General features: G+C 76.1%; 11 protein-coding genes. All 11 read left to right on the top strand.

Features of this window, described 5'->3' with window-relative positions; all coding sequences use genetic code 11:
• Positions 1-7 precede the first annotated feature (7 nt).
• The 11 genes from ACFXMG_RS13045 (at position 8) to ACFXMG_RS13095 (ending at position 18,285) form a co-directional block, all read left to right on the top strand.
• Positions 8-922, top strand: coding sequence for an endonuclease/exonuclease/phosphatase family protein (locus ACFXMG_RS13045; protein ID WP_383824505.1), 915 nt, complete (start codon positions 8-10; stop codon positions 920-922).
• A gap of 589 nt (positions 923-1,511) precedes the next feature.
• Entirely contained in the window at positions 1,512-3,422 is a 1,911-nt protein-coding gene (locus ACFXMG_RS13050) for a BTAD domain-containing putative transcriptional regulator (RefSeq protein ID WP_383824502.1), read from the top strand.
• Positions 3,423-3,588: 166 nt separating this feature from the next.
• Entirely contained in the window at positions 3,589-5,838 is a 2,250-nt protein-coding gene (locus ACFXMG_RS13055) for a TOMM precursor leader peptide-binding protein (protein WP_383824500.1), read from the top strand.
• Positions 5,828-7,711: a TOMM precursor leader peptide-binding protein gene (locus ACFXMG_RS13060; RefSeq protein ID WP_383824497.1), complete on the top strand. Its 1,884-nt coding sequence runs from the start codon at positions 5,828-5,830 to the stop codon at positions 7,709-7,711. The genes ACFXMG_RS13055 and ACFXMG_RS13060 overlap by 11 nt, the downstream gene beginning before the upstream one ends.
• 60 nt (positions 7,712-7,771) lie before the next feature.
• Positions 7,772-9,439, top strand: coding sequence for a nitroreductase family protein (locus ACFXMG_RS13065; protein WP_383824494.1), 1,668 nt, complete (start codon positions 7,772-7,774; stop codon positions 9,437-9,439).
• Between the two features lie 10 nt (positions 9,440-9,449).
• Complete coding sequence (locus ACFXMG_RS13070; protein WP_383824492.1) at positions 9,450-12,299, top strand: lantibiotic dehydratase; 2,850 nt, start codon at positions 9,450-9,452, stop codon at positions 12,297-12,299.
• Complete coding sequence (locus ACFXMG_RS13075; RefSeq protein WP_383824490.1) at positions 12,287-13,408, top strand: lantibiotic dehydratase C-terminal domain-containing protein; 1,122 nt, start codon at positions 12,287-12,289, stop codon at positions 13,406-13,408. Before ACFXMG_RS13070 ends, ACFXMG_RS13075 begins: the two co-directional genes overlap by 13 nt.
• Positions 13,405-14,508 carry a peptidase M50 gene (locus tag ACFXMG_RS13080; RefSeq protein ID WP_383824487.1) on the top strand — a complete coding sequence of 368 codons (1,104 nt, stop codon included), beginning with the start codon at positions 13,405-13,407 and terminating at the stop codon, positions 14,506-14,508. Before ACFXMG_RS13075 ends, ACFXMG_RS13080 begins: the two co-directional genes overlap by 4 nt.
• 68 nt (positions 14,509-14,576) lie before the next feature.
• Positions 14,577-15,563 carry an ATP-binding cassette domain-containing protein gene (locus ACFXMG_RS13085; RefSeq protein WP_383824485.1) on the top strand — a complete coding sequence of 329 codons (987 nt, stop codon included), beginning with the start codon at positions 14,577-14,579 and terminating at the stop codon, positions 15,561-15,563.
• Between the two features lie 2 nt (positions 15,564-15,565).
• Positions 15,566-16,321: an ABC transporter permease gene (locus ACFXMG_RS13090; RefSeq protein WP_383824483.1), complete on the top strand. Its 756-nt coding sequence runs from the start codon at positions 15,566-15,568 to the stop codon at positions 16,319-16,321.
• Complete coding sequence (locus tag ACFXMG_RS13095) at positions 16,318-18,285, top strand: TOMM precursor leader peptide-binding protein (RefSeq protein ID WP_383824481.1); 1,968 nt, start codon at positions 16,318-16,320, stop codon at positions 18,283-18,285. The genes ACFXMG_RS13090 and ACFXMG_RS13095 overlap by 4 nt, the downstream gene beginning before the upstream one ends.
• Positions 18,286-18,292: the final 7 nt, after the last annotated feature.

Here is an 18,292-nt window from a genome sequence, read left to right on the forward strand (position 1 = left end):
CGGGTGGATGCTCTCCGGGGTCGGTGTAGTGACCGCCGGGGTGCTCGTGTTGCACCGGTTCGTGCCGAACACCCCGGGGCGGTTGGGCAGCCTGTTGGAGTCGTTTCTCTTCTGGCTCGGGCCCTTCACCGGCCTGCTCCTCCTCTGCGCGGTGGTCCGGCGGGCCCGTACCGCGCTGGTCGTGCTGCTCGTCCCGGTCGTCGCCTGGGGCGTCGTGTTCGGGCCGCTGCTGCTGCCCGCGCCCGCCGCCGGGGAGCGGGAACTCACCGTGGTCCAGCACAACGTGGCCGACGACAACGGCGATCCGGCCGGCACCGCGCGGGCACTCGTGGACAGCGGCGCCGACCTGGTCGCCCTCCAGGAGCTGGTCGATCCGGCGCTCGCGGTCTACCGGCAGGCCCTCGCGCCCGCCTATCCGTACCACTCCGTCCAGGGCACGGTCGGGCTCTGGTCCCGGCACCCGCTCAGCGGTGCCCGGGCCCTGGACATCCGGCCCCGGGACATCACGGAGCCGTGGCAGCGGGCGCTGCGGGCCGAGGTGCGCACGCCGTACGGGGAGGTGGCGGCGTACGTCGTCCATCTGCCGTCCGTCCGGCTGGGCCCCGGCGGGCTCGCCTCGGCGCGGCGCGACGAGAGCGCCGCCCGGCTCGGCCGGATCCTGGCGGCGGAGCCGTCCCGCCGGGTCGTCCTCGCGGGAGACCTCAACGGCACCGTCGACGACCGGGGCCTGGCCCCGCTGACCTCGCGCCTCGCCTCCCCCGAGCGCGGTCTCGCCCTCAGCTACCCGGCCGGCTTCCCCCTGGCCCGCATCGACCAGGTCCTCGCCCGGGGTGCCCATGTCCCCGCCGTCCGCACCCTTCCGGCCACCGGGAGCGACCACCTGCCGCTGCTGGCCCGGGTCGCGCTCGACTCCACGTCCTGAGCCGCCCCGACGCGTCTCGGCCGAGGTGGTTGGTCGGAAAGCGGCCATTGTTGCCGGACGGGACGAAGGGCCCGGCGCCTCTCCGGTGAGCGGCGAGATCCGCCTCCCCGCGTCCGGATACCGGGCGGCCTTGGCCATGACCTCACCACCTGCCGTCCCGGCCGGACTCCGCTTCCCCGCCCCCGCACACCCGGGCGGCCGCCGTCAACGGCGCGACGGCACATGGCCGGAAGCCCACGGCCCCTGGTCCGCGCCGGGCGCGCCGCCTGTACCTTCCGTGCTGGCCCCGCCGCCGACCAGGGCCATGCCCGCCCCCCACCCTCCGGCCGCCCCCCGGCCGCGACCGCCCAGCGCATCGCCCCGCCCCTCCGCTCCCCCGGTGGTTCCCCCATGCCCGCTGTCCCCGCTCGGCCCCCGACCCCGCTCCCCCACCGGCACGGCTCCGCCCGGCCCTAGGGCCCCGTCCGACCACAGCCGCGCACCCACCGGAGGGACCCGTCGCCGACCGCCGACGGCCCTTCGCACGCCCACGCATCGCCGGCCGTTCGATCAGCGGCCGGGTACGTCCCTCGGGGAAGACGGAGAACACGTGCGATTCCAACTGCTGGGGCCCCTGAGCATCACCGACGGGCGGGACGTCGCCGTGCTCCCGCCCTCCAAGCCGACGGCTCTCCTCGCGGCGCTGCTCGTCCGCCCCGGTTCGATCGTCTCCACCGACCGGCTGCGCGAGGCCGTCTGGGGCGAGGAACAGCCCACCACCGCCAAGGCAGCCCTCCAGAGCTGCGTCCTGCGGCTGCGCCGGCTCTTCGCCAAGTACGGCATCGAGGACCAGGCCGTCGTGGCGGTCGCGGGCGGCTACCGCATCGACGCCGACGCCGAGACCCTGGACCTGCTGCACTTCCGCCGGCTCGTCGAGCGGGCCGCCGCCGAGGACCCCGACTCCGAGCTCTGCACCCTGCGGAGCGCCCTCGCGCTCTGGCAGGGCCCGCTCCTCGCCAACGTGCCCTCCGACCTCCTCCACCGGGACGAGGTGCCGCGCCTCGCCGAGGAGCGGCTGCGGGTCCTGGAGCGGGTCGTCGACATCGAGCTGGAGCACGGCCGATGTCGTGAGGCCCTCGTCGATCTTTGGGAGGTTACGCGCGTATACCCGGCGCACGAACGGTTCGCCGAACAACTGATGACGGCCCTGTACCGGCTCGGCCGGCAGACCGAGGCGCTCTCCGAGTACCGGCGCGTCAAGGAGCACCTGCGCGACCGGCTCGGCGTCGACCCCCGGTCCGAGCTCCAGAGTCTCGAACTCTCCATCCTGCGCGGCGAACACCTCGGCCCGGTCTCCAGCGGGCGAAGACCCGCACCCGCCGGGCCCACCGAGCCCCCCATACCCGCGCCCGCCCTGCCGAGCCCCGCCCACCCGGCTCCCGCTCCGCACGCCCCGGCCGCCGCGCCCCTGCCGACGGTGCCGGGCTTCACCGGCCGCGCGGCCGAGGTCGCCGCGCTGGTCCGGCTGCTCACCGGGGGCGCCGGCGACGAGGGCCGCGCTCCGGTCGCGGTCCTCTCCGGCGCCCCCGGCATCGGCAAGACCGCCCTCGCCCTCCACGTCGCCCATCTGGTGGCCGCTCACCACCCGGGCGGCAGCGCGCTGGTGCAGCTCACCCACGCCGACGGCACCCCGCGCACGGCCGAGGACGCGGCGGCCGAGCTGCGCCGCGCGCTGCCCGACGCCGCCGGTGGCGTGTCCCGTGGCGTGGCCGGTTCCGGATCCGTCGGCGTCCCCGGTTCCGGGGCCGGTTCCGGCGCGGGGGCCGCGCTCCTCGTCCTCGACGACGTCGTCCACCCCGACCAGGTCCGCCCGCTGCTCACCGCGCACGCCGGGGCCTCCGCGATCGTCACCAGCAGGACCGGGCTCGCCGCCCTGGTCGCCACCCACGGCGGCGCCGTGCACCGGCTCGGCGTGCTCGCCCCCGAGGAGGCCGAGGCGTTCCTCGCCTCCGCCCTCGGCCGCGAGCGGACCGGCGCCGAACCCGCCGCGATCCGCCACCTCGCCGACGCCTGCGGCCACCACCCGCTCGCCCTGCGGATCGCCGCCGCCCGGCTCCTCACCCGGCCCCGGCTGCGGCTCGCCGCCTACGCCGACTGGCTGCGCCAGGACCCGGCCGGCCGGCTGAGCCTCGCCGACGACCCCCGGACCTCGGTGCCGCAGCGCCTCGACGAGGCCCTGCGCCGGCTCTCCCCCGCGCTCGCCGAGGCCCATCTGCGGCTCGCGGCCTCCCCGTACGACCCGCTCACCGCCGACCGCGCCGCCGGCGTCCTCGGCGTCCCGGCGGAGACGGCCGAGCTGATCCTGGAAGGGCTCCTGGACGCGGGCTTCCTGGAGGAGGGCCTGCCCGGGGACTTCCGCCCGCACGCGCTGCTGCGCGCCCACGCCCGGCGCGCGGCGGGCCCGCCCGGCGGCCCTCCGCAGGCGCTGCTGCGACCGCCCCGGCCCGCCGCCCTGCGCTGACGCACTCCCTCACCGGCCGGTCCTCCCCCTGACGGCCCGCCGGCCCCACGCACCGACTCCCCTCCCCCAGGCCCCACCAGCCCCACCCCGCCCCACCCCGCCCCCCGAGCGGCCGGCCCCACCACCCCGGGCCCGCCCGCACCGCAACGAGAGGTGTGACGCACGCATGACCTCCCCGTCGTACACGGAAGTCGCCGGAACCCGGCCCCGAGTCCGTCGCGATGTCCTGTACACCCGCACGCCCGACGGCGTCATCTTCCACAACGCCGACGGCGGTTTCCGGCTCACCGGCGCCTCCGGCTACCGCTTCGCCACCCTCCTCCTGCCGCACTTCGACGGCAGCCGGTCGGTCGAGGAGATCTGTACGGGCTTCGGCGACCGGCAGAAGGCGATGGTGGGCGGACTCGTCAAGGCGCTCTACGCGCGTGGCTTCGCCCGTCCCGTCCCCGCGCCCGCCGAGGACGCGGACGGCCCGGCGACCGACCCGGCCGCCGCCGCCCGCTTCGCCCCGCAGATCGCCTACGTCGACCATTACACCGACGGGGCCGACGCCCGTTTCGCCCGCTACCGCGCCACCCGGGTCGCCGTCCTCGGCGACGGGCCGGTGGCCCGCTGGTGCGTGCTCTCGCTGCTGCGCAACGGCTGCGCCGCCATCGGCGTCGAGCCCGCGCTCGCCGAGGGGACGGGCGCCACCGCCCCGGAGGACTTCGCCGCCGTACGGGCCGAGGCGGCCGAACTCGCCGCCGAGGGCTGCCCGGTGGACCTGTCCGTGCTCCCCGCCGGGGCCACCGGCTGGGCCGCCTACGAGGGGTACGACCTGGTGGTGGCCGCCGCCGGTCCGAGCGCGCCCGCCACCGTCCTGGAGCTGCTGCGCGCGGGTGTGCCCGAGGGGCGGGCGCTGCTCCCCGCCTGGACCTTCGGCGACCGGGTGGTGGCCGGGCCGGTGATGAACGACGGATCGGCCACCTGCTGGGCGTGCGCCGCGCTGCGGCTCGGCTCCGCGGGGGGCGCGGGGGACGCGGCGGACGCCGCCGAGCTGTGGAGCGGGCTCGCCCTCGGCGCCTCCGGGGCGCAGCCGACCGGTCCGCTGGCCGCGATGGTCGGGAACCTGCTGGGCTACGAGGTCTTCCGGCTCACGACGGGCGTGCTGCCCGCCGAGACCCGGGACAAGCTGCTGATCCAGCACACGGCGACGCTCGACGTGGCCGCCGAGCCGCTGCTCCCGCACCCGCGCTGCCCGTTCTGCGCCGGGCCCGCCGCCGCGCCGGAGCCCGTCGACCTCGGGTCGGCGCCCGCGCGGCCCGCCTTCCTGCCGACCGTGGCCACCGCGCCGGACGACGACGCGGCCCAGGGTCCGCTGGCCGAGCTGGAGCGCCGCTCGGCCCTCGTCCGCCCGCACGCCGGGGTGTTCCGCGCCTACGCGGACGAGCCGCTGACGCAGACGCCGCTGAAGGTGGGCTCCGTCGTCCTGGGTCTGGGCGCGCGGGGCACCCGTACGATCACCGCCTTCGACGTGCACCACACGGCCGGGGCGCGGCTGCGGGCGCTGTCCGCGGCGGCCTGCGTCTACGCCGAGCACGTGGTGCCGGCGGCCGTCCCCGGCGAGCCCTTGGACGGGCTGCCGGAGGTGGCCCCCGAGCTGCTCACCGTCGCTTCGGGGACGGGCGGTTCGGGTGGGGGCGTCGGCTGGACGGCCGCGGTCTCGCTGCTGACGAAGGAGGCGGTACGTGTCCCGGCCGGGGCCGTGCGGCCGTTCGGCCCGGCCAACGCCGACCGCCGTTTCGAGCCGACCCGGGCCGGGGCCGGGGCGGGTACGGACCTGCCGGAGGCGACGGCCGCCGGCCTCCTGTCGGCGCTCGCCCACGACGCGCTCCGCCGGGCGGTGGCCGGCGCGGGGGACGTTGCCGTCCTCGCGCCCGATGTCCTCGGCGAGGACCCGGAGTTGACCTTCCTGCTGCGCTCGGCGGCGCTCCTGGACCTCGACGTCGAACTCCTCGACCTCGGCGAGCGGGCCCGCTCGGGCGCCTCGGTGGTGCTGGCCCGCACGGCCGGAACCGGCGACGGCGCGGGCCGGTGGGCGGTCGGCGCCGCGCTCGACCTGCCGGGCGCGGCCGTGGACGCCGTACGGGATCTCCTGGGAGAGGCCCAACTGGCCGCCGAGGACGGCGAGTCGACGCTCGCCGCCGATCCGGGCGATCCGCTGCTGCGGGACCTCGACCCGGCGCTCGTCCTCGTCACCGCCGCCGGTCCGGCCGAGGGGAACGGCCCCGGGGTGGAGTGGACGCGGGTCCTGGAACGCCTCGCGGCGGCCGGGCGGGACGCGTTCGTCGTGCCCACGCACGCCGCCGACCTGCCGACGGCGGGCATCGTCACCGTCCGCGTGCTGCTGACCCGGGCGGCCGCCGATGCCGACTGACACCCTGCCACCTCAGGCGGACACCGCAGACCAGTTCTCCCTCCAACTGGCGTCATTTCTCGCGGAGTTCGATTGCGATCTCGCGACCGACGTGGCACCTCTGGGGCTGACCGACGCGTACGCCTCCGGTGGCGTCGTCGCGGACGGGCGGCTGCCGGTGCGGCTGTACGGGCGCCAGATCCTCGTGGGCCCCTGGCCCTCGGCGGACGGCGCGCCCGGCTGCGCGACCTGTCTGGAGCGGCGCTGGCAGGGCGTGCGGTCGGTGGCGCTGCGGGAGGGGCTGGAGCTGGGCGGCGGGACCCTGGCGGCGGGCGCGTGGCCGTACGGGATCCCGTTCGCGGCGACGGCGGTGGCCGCGCTGGTGGCCCGGGCGGCCGCACGGGGCCCGGAGCCCGGCCCGTACCCGACCGTCCGCCTGCTCGACCTGGACGCCCTCACCGTACGCACCCACCCGCTGGTCCCGGACCCGGAATGCCCCTCGTGCGCGCGGCCCGTGCCCGACACCGCCGAGGGCGCGGCCCTGATACCCGGTCCGGCGCCGAAGTACCGGCCGGGGGCCTTCCGCGTGCGGCCGGTCGGGGAACTCGGGCTGCCCGAGGACGCGTTCGCCAATCCGCACTGGGGGGCGGTCGGTCCGTCCGTGGTCTTCGACGTGGCGTCCACCACGACCTCGGCCACCGTCGGCTGCTTCTCGACCCGCTCCGGCGAGTATCTGCGCGAGACGTTCTGGGGCGGGCACGCCGACAGCTACGCGCGCAGCCGGAGCATCGGAGTGCTTGAGGGCCTTGAGCGGTACGCGGGGATGCGGGCGCGCGGGCGGTCCGGCCTGCTCGTCGCCTCCCTCGACGACCTGGGGCCGGTCGCCGTCGACCCCCGCGAGACCGGGCTGTACGACGCCGCCTTCTACCACGCCAACCCTCGGGTCACGCCGTTCTCGACGACGCGGCCGATCCCCTGGGTGTGGGGCTGGTCGCTGCGGGACGCGCGGCCCCGGCCGGTGCCGGAGGTGCTGGCGTACTACCACGCCCCCGGTCTGGAGCACCGGTTCGTCCAGGAGAGCTCCAACGGCTGCGCCTCCGGAGGGAGTCCGGAGGAGGCCGCCTACTTCGGGCTGATGGAGGTCGTCGAGCGGGACGCCTTCCTGCTGGCCTGGTACGGGCAGGCGCCGTTGCGCGAGATCGACCCGGCGACGAGCACCCGGCGCTCGACCCGGCACATGGTGGACCGGCTGGCGATGTACGGCTACCGGGCCCGGTTCTTCGACACCCGGATCGGCTTCCCGATCCCGGTCGTCACCGCCTGCGCCGAGCGCGTCGACGGCGGCACCGGACGCATGTGCTTCGGGGCGGGCGCGGGGCTCGACCCCGAGTCGGCGCTCGACTCGGCGCTGTGCGAGATCGCCACCGACGCGGTGAACCTGACCGGCCGCACCCGGCGCGACGAGGCCCGGCTGCGCGCCATGGCCGCCGATTTCGACCTGGTCACCAGCCTCCACGACCATCCGATCCTGTACGGGATCCCCGAGATGGGCCGGTACGCCGACTTCCTGCTGCGGCAGGAGTCACCGCGCCCGGCGCTGGCCGTGGCCGACCTGGCCTGGCCCGACGCCACGGGCGCGGTCGCCTCGGCCGATCTGCGGGACGACCTGCTGCGGGCGGTTGAGGCGGTGGCGGCGGCCGGTTTCGACGTGGTGGTCGTCGACCAGACCCTGCCCGAGCAGCGGGCCCTCGGCCTGCACACGGTGAAAGTCCTGGTGCCCGGCCTGCTGCCGATCGACTTCGGCTGGGCGCGGCAGCGCGCCCGCCACATGCCCCGGATGCGGGCGGCGCTCGGCCCCGCCGGGCTCAACCCCGCCCCGCATCCCTTCCCGTGACCGGCCGGTCCGCCCGCCCGACCCGCTCGCCTTCCGAACGTCCGAAAGGGGGCCGACCCCATGGGGTACGCCCATGAGTACGCCGACGCCGTGCTGCACCGCGGCCGCGTCCCGATGGAACCCGCCGACTTCGTCCCCGACTGGCCGGACGCCCCGCGCAAGGGGAAGTTCTACCCGGGCGTGGAGCCGTACGCCCTCCCGGACGGCGACGACCTCGCCGACGCCCCGGCCGCGGCCGGGCTGCTCCCGGCGCCGGGAGCCGCGGCGGGTGCCGCGGGTGCCGACGCGGACGCCGGCTTCACGCTGCCGCTGCTGTCCGCGATGCTCAAGGACTCCTACGGCCTGACCGGCCGCCGCCTGGGCATCCAGGCCAACAGCGACCTGCCCGGCCTGCCGCTGTACACCCACGCCAACTGGTCGCGCGGCACGGCGGGCGGCGGCGGCCTCTACCCGGTGGCCGTCCACTGGGCCTCGGGCCCGTCCGGCCCGCTCACCCCCGGCCTCCACCACTACGACGTGCAGCGGCACGCCGTGCAGCGGCTGCTCACCGGGGACGTGACCGACCGGGTCCGCGAGGCGCTCGGCCCGGACGCGCCGGCGGAGGCGCGGGAGACCGACCAGTACCTGCTGCTCTCCGTGAAGTACTGGCAGACCGCGTTCAAGTACAACAGCTTCGGCTTCCACGTGGTCTGCACCGACGTCGGCACCCTCGTGGGCACCTGGCGCGTCTGGGCCGCCGCCCACGGGATGGACCTCGACCCGCTGTTCTGGTTCGACGAGCCCCGTCTGAACGGGCTCCTCGGCGCCGAGAGCGAGGAGGAGTCGGTCTTCGCGGTGGTGCCGCTGCGGTGGAAGGGGGTGGGGGCTGGGGCTGGGCCCATGGGGGATGCTTCGGTACGCGCGCGGGCGGCACGGCCGGATCCGGCCGTGCTCCACCGGGACCTGGAGCGGTCCCGTACCGTCATCGGGTTCCCGACCGTGCGGGCCATGCACGCGGCGACGCTCGCCGGGGCCACCGCGCGGCCCGCGCCGGGGGCGCTCGCGGCGGCGGCCGTCCGGCCGCTGCCGGAGGGCGGGCCTCGGGTGGCACTGCCCTCCCCCGCGCTGCCCGAGGTACCGGTGCGGCGGGTGCTGCGCGACCGCCGCTCCAGCTTCGGGCGGTTCGACGCGGCCCGGCCGGTGACGCCCGCCGAGCTGTCGGCGGTGCTCGCCGCCTGCGCCGCGACCTCCCTCGGCGGCGAGGGAGCAGGCGGGACCGGGGGGCCGGACAGTGCGGGCGCCGATCGGCTCGTGCGGCTGTACGTCTTCGTCAACCACGTCGAGGGGATCGAGCCGGGCGCGTACGCCTACGACCCCGACAGCGGCGAACTGGTGCTCCAAGTCACGGGCGCACAAGGTGACTTCCTCCAGGAGAACTACTTCCTCGCCAACTACAACCTGGAGCAGGCCGGCGCCGTCCTCGTGCCGACCGTCCGCACCGAGGCCGTCCTGGACGCGGTCGGCGGCCGGGGCTACCGGATCGCCGTCGGCACCGCCGGCGCCGTCGCCCAGACCTTCTACCTCGCGGCCTCCGCCCTGTCGGTGGGCGCGGGCGTGGCGCTCGGCTTCGACAACGTGTCCTTCGTGGAGCGGCTGGGCCTCGCGGGCACCGGGGAGGCGCCGCTGCTGATCATGCCGCTCGGGCACGAGCGGCCCGCGCCGGCCGACTTCCGTCACGAGATCGCCTGAGGGGGCCGCCATGACACCGACGGATACACCGACCGAAGCGATGTCCACCACCCCCGCCCGTCCGGCGGACGGCTGGGAGGTGGGGCGGAGGTTCCTGCTGCGGGCCGCGGGCCTGCCCGTCGAGACCGTCCGGGGGCTGCGCTGTCCGCGCGCCCTGGCCTGGGCCGACGAGGTCCTGGAGCACGAGGCCCGGCTCGCCGGGGAGGGGGCCGGGCTGAGCGAGCTGCTGCACGGCCTCGTCGAGGCCGCCGACGCGCGCGGCGACGAGGCCCGCCGCGCCCTTCTCGCCCTGCGCCGACAGATCTTCAACAACCGGCTCCCCGCCGACCCGGACGCTGCGCGGCGGCTCGTCACCGGCCTCGACGCCGAGGCCGGGGCGCGCGTGGAGGACTGGCTGAAGGAGCGGGGCCGGTACGGAGAACTGCTCGCCGAGGGACCGGAGTTGCTCGCGGCGGAGCTCCGCGAGGCCCGGGGCGCGCTCAGGTCCGCGCTCGCGGAGGACCGGCTGCGGCACGGGCTGCTTCTCGCCTCCCCGACGCTGGACTCCCGCCTCGACGCGTACCTCGCGGACCCGGCGGCCGAGCCCGGCAAGCGGATGCGGAAGGTCGAGCGGTCCGCCCTCACCTACCTCTACCGGACGGCGTGCAAGACCAGCCCGTTCAGCACGCTGACCCCGGTGGCCTCCGGTGTCTTCGAGGACGGCGCGGAGCGGGAGCCGCGCCTCGCGGAGGAGTGGTCGGGGCACGTCCGGCTGACGGTCGTGGCGCTCGCCCGGATCGCCGAGCTGATCCTCGCGGACCCGGTCCTGCGGCAGGACCTGCCCGTCGCCCTCTCCCCCGGCTGGGGCCGCGACGAGGACCGGATCCGGTACGTCAGGCAGTGGGTGACCGCCGGCGACGACAGCGCGGCCGTCACCTTCGACGCCGTCCGCGACCGCCTGTTCTACCTGCGCGGCAGCGGCACCCTGGAGCGGCTGCTGGACTTCCTCGGCGGGCGGGAGGGGCTGCGCCACCGGGATCTGGTCGGGTGGCTGCGCGAGGAGCACGGGGCGGACCCGGCGGACTGCGAGCGGTACGCGGCGGCGCTGCTCCAGCTCGGCATGGTGCAGGTCCCAGCCCTGCGGACCGACGTGCACAGCCCGGACCCGCTGCGGTCCTTCCAGACGGCGCTGCGCGGCCTCGGCGTGCCGTGGGCGGACGCCGTCGCGGACGGACTGGACGCGCCCGCCGCCTGCCTCGCCGCCTACCCGTCGGCCGGGCTCGCCGAGCGGCGGACCCTGCTGCGCACGCTGCGGGAGCGCCTGCTCGACGTACAGCGGGGCCTCGGCGCACCGGAGCCGGGACTGCCGGCGACCCTGCTGTACGAGGACGTGAGCGCGGGCGACGCCGTGGCGGCCGACCCGGGGCTGCTCGGCGGAGAGACGGGACGGGCGCTGCGCAGGGTCGAGGGGGTCCTGCCGCTGTTCGACCTGACGCTCCCTCACCGGATCACCCTGCACGGCTTCTTCCTCGCCCGGTACGGGCGCGGCGGCCGGTGCGACGATCTGCTGGGCCTCGTGCACGACTTCCACGAGGACCTGTTCGACCAGTACCTGTCCTTCACCGCCGGGCGCGCCCCCTTCGACGCCGACGGGACGTACGTACCGGAGGAGAACTGGCTCGGTCAGCCCGCCCTGCGCAGTCTGGACGAGGCCCGGCGGCGGTTCGCGGCCGGGATGCGGGAGGCGTGGGAGCGGGACGGGGCGACGGAGGAACTGCGGCTGCCGGACGGGCTGCTGACCGAGGTCGGTGACGAACTCGCGCCACTGGCAGGTGACTTCGTGCCGCAGAGCCATCACCTCCAGATCGACCTGCGGGAGGACGGGCACCGGGTGGTGCTCAACCGGTCCTACGGCGGCCTGGCCTTCCCGTTCAGCCGCTTCACCCACGTGTACGACAGCGGGGCCGAAGGCCCGGACACGGCGGACGCGCAGGACAGGGTGGACGCGGCGGAGAGGCAGGACGGGCCGGGGCTGTCGGCGCGGCTGCGGGCGGAGCTGCGGGAGCGGCAGCCGGAGGGCGCGGTCTTCGCCGAGCTGACCGGCGGGCCGGTGACCAGCAACCTGAATCTGCACGGGCGGCTGACGGACCACCAGATCGTCTGCCCGGGTGAGACGTCGACCGTGCCGGAGGAGGCCCGGCTCGATCTGGACGACCTCTTCCTGGTGCACGACGAGGAGTCGGACCGGCTGGTGCTGCGCTCGCGGCGGCTCGACCGCCGGGTGATCCCCGTCTACCTCGGCTATCTGGTGCCGGTGGCCCTGCCGGCGATCCCGCGCACCCTGCTCCTCCTCTCGCCGAGCACCATGGCCCCGGCCGACGTGTGGGGCGGGGTGCCGGTGGGCCCGGCGGACGGCGGGGTGACCCGCAGGCCACGGGTCGTGCACGGCGATGTGGTCCTGGCCCGGCGGGCGTGGACGGCGGGGACGGCGGTGCTGCCGGTGCGCCGGCCGGGTGGCGACGAGGCGGCCTGGTGGCTGGAGTGGCGGCGCTGGCAGCGGGCCCACGGGCTGCCGGACCGGGTGTTCGCGACGCCGCAGCGGGACGGGCGGCGGGCGCCGGGCGCGAAGCCGCTGTACGTCGACTTCGCGAGCCCGCTGTCGCTGACGGCCTTCGACGCCCTGCTCGACCGGGATCCCGGGGCCTCCGTGGTGCTGCGCGAGATGCTGCCCGCCGAGGACGGGCTCCACGTCGTGTCCGGGCGCGGCCGGCACGTGGCCGAACTGGCCGTGGAGACCTTCACGTCCAGCCCTCCCCTCCCCTCTCCTCCCGCGCCCACCCATCCCACGTCGACCGAGGGCGGCCCGACATGCCGGAACTGACCACCCCGCACACCACGCCTCCGGGGCCGTGGCTGGCGCTGCACGTCTTCTACGCGGCCAGCCCCCGGCCTCTCCTGGTGGACTGCGTCCGCCCGCTGGTGGCCCGGCTCTCCGAGGAGGGGCTGCTCGCCGGGTACTTCTTCCTCAACTACTGGCTGGAGGGGCCGCACGTGCGGCTGCGGCTGCGCCCGTCGAGCGCGGCGGCGGCGCCGGAGGTGCGGCGGCGGGCCGAGGAGGCGCTCGCCGCGTTCCTGAAGAGCCGCCCGGCGCTGTACGAGGTGGACTCGGGCTTCCTGAAGGACTTCTACAACGCGCTGTTCGACATCGAGTTCCCGGGCGAGGACCGGGGCCGGTACATGGGCGAGGACGGCCGGATGCGGCTGCGGCCCAACAACACCTTCCGCGAGGAGCCGTACGCCCCCGAGTACGCGAAGTACGGCGGCCCGGCCGGGGTCGAGCTGGCCGAGTGGCACTTCCGGCACTCCAGCGATCTCGTCGTGGACGCCTTCCGCACGATGAACCTGCACCTGCGGACGGTGCTGCTGGGCACCTCGGCACAGCTGATGATGGTCATGGCGAGCTGCTTCCTGCCGGAGGAGGACCGGCTCGCCACGTATCTCGACGGCTACTACCGCTTCTGGCACCGGGCGTTCCCCGACAGCGGCTTCATCGGCTCGGAGGAGTACGAGCGCGGCTACGCGGAGCTCGCCCCGTCGCTGGGCCGCCGGTTCGCGGCGGTCCGCGCGGCGGTCGGGGCGCGGGAGCTGGAGCGGCTGCCGTCCTTCCTGCGGGGCTGGGCCGAGCACTGTCTGGAGCTGCGGTCGCGGGTGGAGGCGGCGACCGCCCGGGGCGACCTCGTCTTCCCGGTGTGGGACGGCCCGGCGCGGGAGGACACCGGGCAGCGGCGGACGGAGCCGGTGGACGCGGCGCCCCTGGAGCCGCTGACGGACGTGGCGGCGGTGCTGCCCCGGCTCCTCTCCCCGTACATGCACATGACCAACAACCGGCTGCATGTGACGATCCGGGACGAGGCGTACCTGTCGTTCGTGCTGGGGCGGGTGCTGCGGGAGGGCGTCGCGGACCCGGCGGCGGCGGGGGTGACGGCGTGACGGCGTCGTCCGCCGCCGTCCGCGCCCACCGGCCCGCGCTGCGGCCCGGGGTGCGGTTCAGTCCCGCGTTGCTGCGCGGGCCCCGGACCGTGCACCTGATCCGGCACCCGGTCACCGGGGCGGCGTTCGAGGTCGGCGAGAAGGAGTACTTCCTGATCACCCGGCTCGACGGGACGAGGAACCTGGACGATCTCGCGCCCGCCTACGCGGACCGGTTCGGCCGGCGGCTCGGCGAGGAGCACTGGACTCGGCTGCTGGGCCTGCTCGGCACGCGGGGGCTGCTGGCCGGCTCGCCCGACCCGGTCGTGACCGCGCCGCCTCAACCGCCCAACTCGCCGTGGCGGGGCACCCGTCCGATGGTGAAGGACGCCGGCGCGACCACCGCCCGGCTCCACCGGCTGCTGCGGCCCGTGCTGCGTCCGGTCGTCCAACTGCCGCTGTGCGCGGCCGTCCTGGCGCTGATCGGGCTGCTGGTCCTCCAGGCGGGGCCGCTGGTCGGCGCGGCGGGCGAGCTGACCGGGCAGCCGGGCGCGGTCGCCGGGATCGCGCTCTTCCTGTGGCTGAGCATCACCGTGCACGAGCTGGCCCACGGGGTCGCCGCCCAGCACTACGGCGGGCAGGTCACCGAGATCGGGCTGAAGTGGCGGCTGCCGGCCGCGCTGCTCTACTGCACGGTCGACGACTACCTGTTCCTGCCGGGTCTCCGGGCGAAGCTGGTGATCGCCGGGGCGGGCGCCCACCTCAACATGGTGCTGCTGCTTCCCTTCGGCGTCTGGTGGACGCTGCTTCCCGACGGCGCGCCCGAACGCCCTTTCGTGGCGGGCCTGTTGCTGCTCGGCACCATCCAGGGACTCGGTAACCTGGTGCCGCTGCCGCCGCTCGACGGCTACCGGATGCTGGGGCACGCCCTCGGCACCGTCCGGCTCGCCCCCGAGACCCGCGCCTATCTGGCGCTGCGCCGGAGCGGCGGGGCGGGGGCGGTGGCCGCCTATCCGCCCCGGGCCCGGCGGCTCTACACGGCGTACGCGGCGGGGGCGGTGCTGCTTGTGCTGCTCGCCGTCACCGCGACCGCCGTCCTGCTGTTCCTGCTGCTCCGGTGACCCGGACCCCCGCCCCGCCCCCGCCCCTTCCGACCTCCCGACCGCCGATCCGAAGGACCACGCACCACATGAGTGAGGTACAGGCCATGTCAGCCACATCCGCAGCGGGCGGTCCGCCGGCCCCCGCCGTCCGCGTCGAGGGGGTCTCCAAGCGGTACGGGGACCGGCTCGCCGTCGACGGCGTGACCCTGGAGATCCACCGGGGCGAGTTCTTCGGCCTGCTCGGGCCCAACGGCGCCGGCAAGTCGACCCTGGTGGAGATCATGGAGGGGCTGCGCAGGGCCGACGCGGGCACGGTCGCCCTCTTCGGCCGCCCGCCCTGGCCCCGTGACACGGCGCTGCTCCCCCGGATCGGGGTGCAGACCCAGTCCTCCGCGTTCTTCGTCCGGCAGACCGCGCACGAGCACCTGCGGACGGTCGCCGCGCTCTACGGGGCGCCCCGGGAGGCGGTCGACGCCACGCTGGAGGCGGTGGGGCTCACCGGGCAGCGGAAGGTCCGGGTGGAGAACCTGTCCGGCGGGCAGCGGCAGCGGCTCGCCATCGCCTCCGCCCTCGTCCACGGCCCTGAGCTGATCTTCCTCGACGAGCCGACGGCCGCGCTCGACCCGCAGGCCCGCCGGGCCCTGTGGGAGGTGCTGCGCGGGCTGAAGGCGGCGGGCCGCACCATCGTCTACACCACCCACCACCTCGACGAGGCCGAGGAGTTGTGCGACCGCATCGCGATCCTGGTGGACGGCCGGATCGCGGTGACGGACTCCCCGCACAACCTGGTGGGCGCCTCGCGCGCGCCGAGCCGGCTGCTGCTGCCGGTGGGCCGGCTCGACGAGCGGACCGCCGCCGGGATCGACGGCGTGGAGCGGGTGAGCGTGCAGGGCGGTTCGCTCGTCCTGGAGACCCACGCGCCCGGGCAGGTCCTCACCGCCGTCGACCGGCTCGCCGGTCTGGACGGGGTGCAGACGCGCACCCCGAGCCTGGAGGACGTCTACCTCGACCTGACCGCCCGCACCGCCGGCGCGCACGCCGCCCCTGAGACCGCACAGACCACGGAGCCGTGACCATGAGCGCCTACGCCGCACTGACCGGGGCGGGCTACCGCGCCCAGGTCCGCGACAAGACCACCCTGTTCTTCACCTTCGCCTTCCCGCTGCTCTTCCTCGTCGTCTTCGGCCTGATCTTCAAGGGCCAGGCGGTGGAGGAGAGCGGCCTGTCCTACCTCTCCTACACGGCGGCCGGAGTGCTGTCGTGGGGCGTGGCGAACGCCGCCGTCTTCGGGATCGCCTTCACCCTGATGCAGTGGCGGTCGGACGACATCCTCCGGCTCATCCGCATGTCGCCCGCGCCGCTGTCGGCGGTCATCGGCTCCCGGTACGCCATCGCGCTGGTGGTGGGAGCCGTGCAGTCGCTGCTGTTCGTCGGCGTGGCGATGCTGCCGGTGTTCGGGCTCCGGCCCGCCTCCGGCTGGCCGCTGCTCATCCCGGTCCTCGCCCTCGGGGTGACCACCTTCCTGCTCCTCGGGGTGATCATCGGCTCGTTCGCGGACACCCCGGAGTCGGTGGCGGCCGTCGCCAACTTCCTGATGCTGCCGATGGCGTTCCTGTCGGGCTCGTTCTTCCCGCTCGACTCGATGCCGGAGTGGCTGCGGACGGTGTCCCTGGTCATGCCGCTGCGCTACCTCAACGACGCCGTCTCGCACGCGCTCGCCGGGCGCGGCGACTCCTCCGACGTCCTGGTGGGCTGCGCCGGCCTGCTCGTCTTCGCGGTGGTCTTCGGCGCGGTCGCGGTGAAGACCTTCCGCTGGACGAGGTCCTCATGAGCGCCCCCGTGGCGGAGCGGCCCGTGGAGCAGCCCGCCGAGCTGCCGATGGACCGGGCGCGGGCCGAGCTGCGGGCCGCGCTCGCCGCGCGGCTCGGCGCGGACGTGCCGGTGGTGCCGGTCGGGGTCACGGACGCCGCCGCGCCCCGGGGCGGTCCCGGCGCGCCCGACCCGTGGGCGGCCGAACGCGCCGGGGCCCGGGTGCACCTCACCGCCTCCGCCGTCCTGGTCGGCCCCTGGGGCGGGGACGGCGGCACGCCCGCGTGCGGACGCTGTCTGGCGCTGCGCTGGCAGCGGCTGCGCAGCCGCAGCGAGCGGGACGCGCTGGAGACCGGCGGCCCCGAGGCCCCGCGTCCGGCCGGCGCCTGGCCCCCGCTCACCGCGCACGTGTACGACGCGGTGGCGGCGGTCTGCGGGGCGGTCCTGGCCCGGCCCGGCGTCCAGCCCCCGGCCGAGGGGGCGGCGGACCGGGCGCTGCCCCAGGTGACCCGGATCGACCTGGCGACGCTCGCGGTGCGGACGTATCCGCTGCTGGCCGATCCGCTGTGCCCGGACTGCGCCCCCGCCCCGGAGGCGGCCGCTCCGCTCCCGGTGGAGCTGGTGGAGCGGCGGAAGCGGGACCCGGGCGCGTACCGGCTGCGGCCGGCCGGCTCGTACCCGATCCCCGAGGAGGCGCTGGCCAATCCGGTCTGCGGGGCGCTGGGCGCCGGCACCTGGCTGAGCGTCACCTCGCCGACGACCGCGCCGGTCGCGGGCAGCGTCTTCGTGCGCGGCTACGCGGGGCTCAACGACGTGACCTGGAGCGGGCAGGAGAACGCCTTCGCGACCAGCCGGACCCTGGCCTTCCTTGAGGGCCTGGAGCGGTACGCGGGCACCCACCGGCGCGCCCCGCGCGCGCCCGTCGTCGGCTCCTGGAACGAGCTGCGGGAGCAGGCGGTCGACCCGGCGGAGTGCGGCTTCTACGAGGAGCGCACCTACCGGGAGGACCCGCTCGTCGACCCGTTCGACCCGGACCGGGCGATCCCCTGGGAGTGGGGCTGGTCGCTGCGCGACGAGCGGCCGGTCCTGGTGCCGTCCCGGCTCGTCTACTACAGCGCGGGCCTCCAGGCGGACAACTTCGTCTTCGAGTGCTCCAACGGCTGCGCCATCGGCGGCGGAATGGAGGAGGCGGTCCTCGGCGGACTCCTCGAACTCGTCGAGCGGGACGCCTTCCTGAACGCCTGGTACGGGGCGGCCCGGCTGCCCGCGATCGACCTGGCGACGGTGGGCGGGCGGGCGGCGGCGATGGCCGAACGGGCCGCGCTCCAGGGCTACGCCGTGCACGTCCTGGACCACCGCATCGACCTGCCGGTCCCGGTGGTCACGGCGGTCGCCGTGCGCCGGGACGGCGGCCCGGGGCTGCTGTCGTTCGCCGCGGCGGCCTCCCTCGATCCGCGCGCCGCCGTGGAGGGGGCGCTTTCGGAGGTCCTCACCTACATCCCGCACCTCTCCCGGCAGACGCACGAGCGGCGGGCCGAACTGGAGGCGATGGCCGACGACTTCGACCGCGTACGACACCTGAAGGACCACGCCCAGCTGTACGGGCTGCCGCGCATGGCGGCGCACGCGCGGGCCTTCCTGGAGCCGAGCGCCGTGCGCTCCTTCGAGGAGACCTACCGGGAGTGGGAGGCGTCGGGGCGGCCGAGGACGCTCGACCTGCGGGACGACCTGCGGGCGGTGACGGACGCGCTGACCGGGGCGGGGCACGACGTGGTCGTGGTGGACCAGACGACGCCCGAGCAGGTGCGGATGGGGCTGCGGACGGTCAGCACGCTGGTGCCGGGGCTGCTGCCGATCGACTTCGGCTGGAACCGGCAGCGGGCGCCTCTGATGCCCCGGCTGAGGACCGCGCTGCGGCGCGGCGGGCACCGGGCGGCGGACCTGACGGACGCCGAGATCCACCGGGTCCCGCATCCCTTCCCGTGACGCGAGT

The sequence above is a fragment of the Streptomyces sp. NPDC059201 genome, assembly GCF_042754585.1.
Lineage (GTDB): Bacteria > Actinomycetota > Actinomycetes > Streptomycetales > Streptomycetaceae > Streptomyces.